Genomic DNA, 6,475 nt, shown 5'->3' on the forward strand with positions numbered 1-6,475 from the left:
CTTCCGGATCATCGAGAGCGGCCGGGAAATCCCTCTGTTCTATTCCGGGGCCAACCCGACGTCGATGACCGCGTCCGACTATCTCGCATTCGTCGGACGCCGCAACACCGGAGCGGCGGAAGACTACCTGTACGATAGCGATCCATCTCGAAGAAGCAGCACGTATAACAGTCTCTTCAGCGACACAACAACCTACTGGTTGACATGGGGCGGCAACCCGGGAAGCCGCATGGAGAGGGTGCCACCCTCTGCCGGCACGGTGGCGCTGGGGACGACCCGCGACACACTGCACCTGGAGTCCGACAACACCTACTACCCCGGCGACAGCGCGAGCCGCGGAAACCCGCTGTACACTGACAGGGAGGGGTACTACTGGGCCCGCGTAGCGCACAACACGAACCAGGGCGATCGTGAACGGACGGACGATGTGCAACTCTCGTCGGCGCCGTCATCGACCGCCGACACGGCGTTCGTCAGGGTGCGTCTGAACAGCGAAACGACGTCACGGCATCATGTGGTGATGCAGCTTCGACTCTACGACGGAGCATCATCTGCGTTCGTCCCCGTCGATACGATGGACTGGACCGGTCTGGGCCTCGTCACGCTGGAAGCAAACATTCCGCAAAACCAGATACCCCCGGACGGTAACCTTCGCGTTCGACTGCGCTCGCGAAACGATTTCGGGTCCGCCATACCAAACAACTGGTTTCTCGACTGGATCGAGGTGTCTTACGTCCGAAACCTGAACGCCCGAGCGGGCCAGGTCCAGGCCCACGTAGAGAGTTCAGGAGACTACGCGTTAGGTCTTGCAGGCTTCACCTCGGACTCTGTCCTGGCTCTCAACACGACAACACTCGAGGCGATCGCGGCACCTGTGCTGGCCGGACAAGCCACCGTTCGGGCTCAATCGTCGGCTTCGAGCTCGTTCTGGATATCCGGGACCGGTGCCTATCTCAGCGCACGTATCATCGCCGATCGCCCCAGCAACCTGGCTGATGCGTCGAACTCCGCCGACTACGTCATCATCCGCCCCGATGCACTTGCTGCATCGGCAACCGCACTGGCCGACTACCGTCGTTCTGTGGCGGGCTCGGGCTATGAAGTGGCGGAGGTTTCGCTCGAGGACATATACGATCAGTTCGATTACGGAAGGCCGACTCCGGCAGCGATTCGACGATTCGTGCGCGCCACCTATTCCTGGTCCCGTCCGCCACGGTTTGTCGTCCTGTGGGGCGATGCATTGTACCCGAGCAAGGGGCGGGCACGCCAGCCGTGGGAGGTCCCGTCATTTGGCCAGACGGTGTCAGATGGGTGGTATGCCATGCAGAACGAGAGTCTGGTCGACTGGAGAGAGTCGGTGGCTATCGGCCGTATTCCGAACCGTTCCAACGCCGACGGGCTGCTCTTCGTCGACAAGATCTCAGACTATGAATCGCGGCCTGTCGACCGATGGCAGAAAAACTCAGCGTATCTCGTTGGCGGCGTGAGCGAAGTGGAACGGCGCATACTCCAGAGCCATGCGATCAGCTGGAGCACTCGAGCCGCTAATCATCCGACGGCACTCGACACGCTGCATTTCTTCAAGACGTCCTCGGACGCACTCGATCCCACATTCAAGGACTCGCTTCAACTGGCTCTGCAGAACGGCCTCTCCTGGTTGACCTATTTCGGGCACTCGGCCGCGCAGACATGGGAGATCGTCACCGATCCGCCGGCTACGTTCGGCAACGCCGGCAAGCTCCCCGTGATACTCTCGCTTGGTTGCTTTACCGGAGACTTCGCCTCCGGAAACGGCTCCGAAAGTGATTTGCGCTCTTTCAGTGAGCAACTGATTCTGGACAACCTGAATGGCGGAATTGTGCACTGGGGAGCGTCATCGAGCGGTACGATCGGTGCGTCGGCTGCGCTGAGCGATGAAATCCACACCAGCGTCTTCGTAGACTCGCTGCGATTGATGGGGGAGATACTGCGTGTTGCCAAGGGCCGCTTTGCCGACCGTTTCACCGATCCCCTTTCGGTGAAACACCTGCTTCAGTATGGACTCATTGGTGATCCCGCGACGCGGCTGGCGATCCCTGTCCAGCCTGACTTTCGAATGCAGCCTGAGCAGATATCGATCCGGCCGTTGACTCCAATTCCCGCCGACTCGAACCTGACAGTCACTGTTCGTCTGGAAAACCTGGGGCTCGCACCAGCCGACAGCGTGGTCGTACGAACATCGCGCCGCAGACCAGACCAGAGTACAGACGTGCAGCAATTGCTCGTTCCATCGTTCGGCCTGACCTCAGATCAGATAGTGCAGTTCAGCATTAACGACGAAGATGTAGGCGAACACACGATTTCGGTCGATGTCGATTCGGATAACCGATTTGAAGAAGTTGACGAACTGAACAACGGTGCCGACCGATCCGTTAATGTGTTCGCCACCGGCTTGTCCATCATCGCACCGCCTCCCCTGGGACTGGTAGACACGGTGGCTCCAACCCTCCGCGTCACGGCGTCGCGTCGCGAGCCGGGCACCATCCCCATCGTCTTCGAGCTGGACACGGACGTAGCGTTTTCGTCTCCAGGGCTTCAGACGTTCAGCACCGGCGCCGCCGGCCTGGTGGCGGAGTGGCAGCCGGCGGGGCTCCGTGACGATAGTACCTATTTCTGGCGAGCACGCATCGACGACGGTAGTTCGTCGTGGCAGAGCGGTTCGTTCACCATCGATACCGGCCTGGGCAAGAACGGCTGGATGCAGAGATCCCTGTTATTCGATGAGAACGAGACGGACGGGTACCTTGACTGGACGACGGCCGGATGGTCACTGCGCGAGTTTGATCGCGAGGTAAGCGCCGCCGCCGAACGAGGCAGCGGTATCTGGCAGGGCCAGTTCGTCGTCTCCGGTCAGCGAATCGAACGGCTGACACTCGGTTTCGGACTTCTCGTTATTGATGGTAAGACGGGAGCGCTCAAGAGCCACACCTCAGCCGCAACCTACCCGAATGACTTCTTCGACGACATCGCTGCCTACGATACACTCGCTGCACAGGCGTCACGTATCGTCGACGGCGATCATGTATTTGTTCGGACTCGGCACCTGGGCAACAAGACCGGGCTGGTGGAAATCCCGGACAGCATCAAGACCATATTCCGCGATCTGCACAGCGTCGCTATCGACACGCTGACGTATCGAGACGTCTGGATCATGTTCTCGCGCAAGGGTTTTCCGGCAGAGACCAGAGAATGGGTCCCACCTGTCAGCGTCAATGAGATCGTCCGGGATACAGTACTGCAGTTTACCTTCGGCCGCGGAGCAACGGCCACGCCAGCAATCGGTCCGGCTCAGGAGTGGAAGTCTTTTGGCTGGGATCGAGAATCCATGAGTCCTTCGTCGCGGGTTACGCTAGACATTGTTTCTGTGAACAGCGATCAGGTTCTCTTTGCCGGCATTGAGCCGAGTGACGATGTGGATCTTGCCTCTATTGATCCCACCGACCATCCATACCTGGCACTTCGAGGAAATTTTCTCGACTCCACGAACACGGGTACTCCGCAGCTGCAGCAGTGGCACGTCGAGTACACCCCGGTGGCGGAGCTCGCTCTCGATCCCCTCATGTCATCAATCGCCCCAGACACCGTACGTGAAGGACAAACGATCGACGTCTCGTCGGCTGTCGAGAATCTTTCCGATCTCGCTGCACTATCCACACATGTCGACTACTTCCTGACGACAGCGTCTAACCAGAGACTGCACCTGGGAACGGATACGCTTTCTGCTTTGACGGGTCGAGAGGCATCTGCTGCCGCCCTGGTCGTCGACACTCGCGGCCTTGTGGGCGACAACAACCTTGAGGTCAGGCTGAGCCAACCGGGATATGTTGAGCCCATCCTCTTCAACAACGTTCTCGTGTGGCCTTTCCATGTTCAGCGCGACACACAGGCACCGACCGTGGAAGTTCTTATCGACGGGGACGTGTTTCCCCCGGATCCAGACCCCGTTGTGAATCTGCAGGATCCGGCACTTCCGTTTGTTGCGCTGGCTCCGACGGTCGAGATCTTCGTTAACGACGAGAATGAGTTCCTCTCCTTGCAGGGCGACACGACCATTGTGCGCGTGTATCTGGACGGCAAGGAGATCCCCGCAGCTGATCTCTCCTTCGGACCGGGCAAGCGCCAGTCCGACCGCGCTACAATACGGTTCTCGCCAGATCTACCGGCCTCCGACACGACTCATACGATCATCGTCGAGGCGTTCGACGCGACAGGCAATCCGGCGTCCGACAATCCCTACCAGGTGCATTTCCGTACGCAGACCTTCGTCGAAGTGGAGCGCGTGTACCCGTATCCGAATCCGATGAGTTCGTCAACGGTCTTCGCGTTTCGACTCCTCGGCGCTGACGCGTTCTCTATCGACGACTTCAGGCTGAGGATCTATACCATAAATGGGCAGCTCGTGCGCGAGTTTGACTTGATTGAAGATCCGTCCACACTGGAGTCGGGAGCACTGAAGGTCGGATGGAACAAGATCCGATGGGACGGCCGGGACGAGGATGGCGATCTGGTCGCGACGGGCGTATACCTCTACAGGGTATTTGCGTCAGCACAGGACGAATCGATTCATTCGGGCGAAGGCTGCGCGGGAGATCGCTCCTGTCGAACGGCCTCCGCGCCGGTCGAGAAACTGGTCGTGATTCGATAGATCCGTCCGATCCTAGAGACCGTAGGAGGCATTGACGGCGCCCCGCCAGCGGAATAACTCTGCCTCTATCCGGTCGTGCTGTTGATCATCGATCTTGCCCGCCAGGTCGACCGTTTCTTTCGGGTCCGACACCACGTTGAACACCTTCATTTCCTGACGCCGAAAGAAGTACAAGTACTTGAGCGAGTCTCGCAACAGTGCCATGGACTGATTCGCCGAGGCACTCAGCATCACCGTCGTCCTTCTCTGGCCTCTAGCCGCCGACAGCCCCGGCGTTGCTTCACCTGAAACGGTGACTCCCATCAGATCCAGAATGGTCGGGAAGACATCGATGAGTTGAAGCGGGCCCCTCACCACACTTCGCTTCGCTCTCGACCCGGGTGCGTACAGGATGAACGGCACCCTGATTGCGTCCTCCCAGAGAAAGTGGCAATGAGGAAAGGTGGCGCCATGCTCTCCGAACAGTTCACCGTGATCCCCGACGATCGCAAAAACAGTCTCTCCGGTCAGGCCTCGCGTCTCGAACTCTCCAAACAAGGTCTCGATCACTGAATCGGTGTATCGAAGGGCGTTGAGATACCGGTTGTAGCTTTCGTTCTCATCAAAATCGGAGTAGAGATCAATAGAAGCGGGCAGCACGTACGGATGGTGCGATGCATTGGTGTGATACGCAACAAGGAAGGGTGCCCCCTCCTGCCGGACGGCGTCGATCCAGTCGAGACTCGGAGAAACGAACACTTCATCGGCCGCCCCTGAGTAGTTCAGGCTAGCGGCTCGACCTGCCGACAGATCCCGACCATCCATTACACGATCGAAGCCCATATTTCCGACCATCTCGCGTTCACCCCGTGATTCGACGAAATCGACCGCCGAGAAGAACGCGCTCCTGTAGCCCAGTCCGCTCATCATCCCCGGCCACGAAGGTCTTCGTATTTCCGAATACAACAGCCGCGCGGTGATGGGCGGCGCAACGCCGTAGAACAGACTGATGAGCGACTCAGATGTACACGGTGTTGTCGGATACATGCGCTCCACGACAAGGGACCGGTCGGAGAGTCGCTCGACAAACGGCATCACGCCACGCACGTCGCCAAATGGAGGCATCGCCGAAGCACGTCCCGACTCCACGATGATCAGCACAATGTTTGGTCGGGCAGCGCGACCGGCTTTCAGCGATGTCCCAGGCGGGTAGTCAGTTAGCGACACCGCCGACGGGTCCGGCATGACGTCACCGCGATTCCAGACTGGCTTGCGAATGATCTCACGTACAATCTCAATGACGGGATTGTGAACGAACGGGCGACTGATGTCTGTCGCAACGCGATCGGGAATAAGCAGGGCACAGATTAGCGCGATCAACGCGACGCCAAGAGGGACCGGGTATTGCCGTTCCGAATGACTCGCGCTGAAAGAATGCTGTGAATCCGTCAAAGCCGAAGTGACAATGGCAGCAATTACGAGGATGAGCGGCATCGCGAGCAGCAGCATCTGAAGGGCCGACAGGCCACCCGTAATTGCTGGCAGCGCCAGACCCGGGTTTCGCAGGACGAACTGCAGCAGGGGCCAATTCGCATTGGTGCCAGTCGTGATGAAGTAGCCGAGGTCTGCCAGTGCGACCATCATCAGTATCCAGCAGGTCGCGAACACAATCATCCTGCACAGGAAGCGCCACGGCTTGCCCTGTACCATCATTAATGGCTGACTTGCGAGGACGAACAGCGCCAACAAGAAAATGTCCCAGGAGAAGATGGCCATTCCCTTGCCAAGGATCCCTTTGAATCCCCCAAAGGC

Annotated in this window: 2 protein-coding genes; one reads left to right on the forward strand and one right to left on the reverse strand. The window is 58.9% G+C overall.

Features of this window, described 5'->3' with window-relative positions; genetic code table 11:
* The coding region (locus tag HKN37_08780; protein NNE46741.1) for a hypothetical protein at nt 1-4,684 on the forward strand (4,684 nt) is incomplete at its 5' end.
* Nucleotides 4,685-4,696: 12 nt separating this feature from the next.
* Here HKN37_08780 and HKN37_08785 read toward each other — a convergent pair.
* Nucleotides 4,697-6,475: sulfatase-like hydrolase/transferase (locus HKN37_08785; GenBank protein ID NNE46742.1), on the reverse strand; the 1,779-nt coding region annotated here is incomplete at its 5' end.

The organism is Rhodothermales bacterium, assembly GCA_013002345.1.
Taxonomy (GTDB): Bacteria; Bacteroidota; Rhodothermia; order Rhodothermales; family JABDKH01; genus JABDKH01.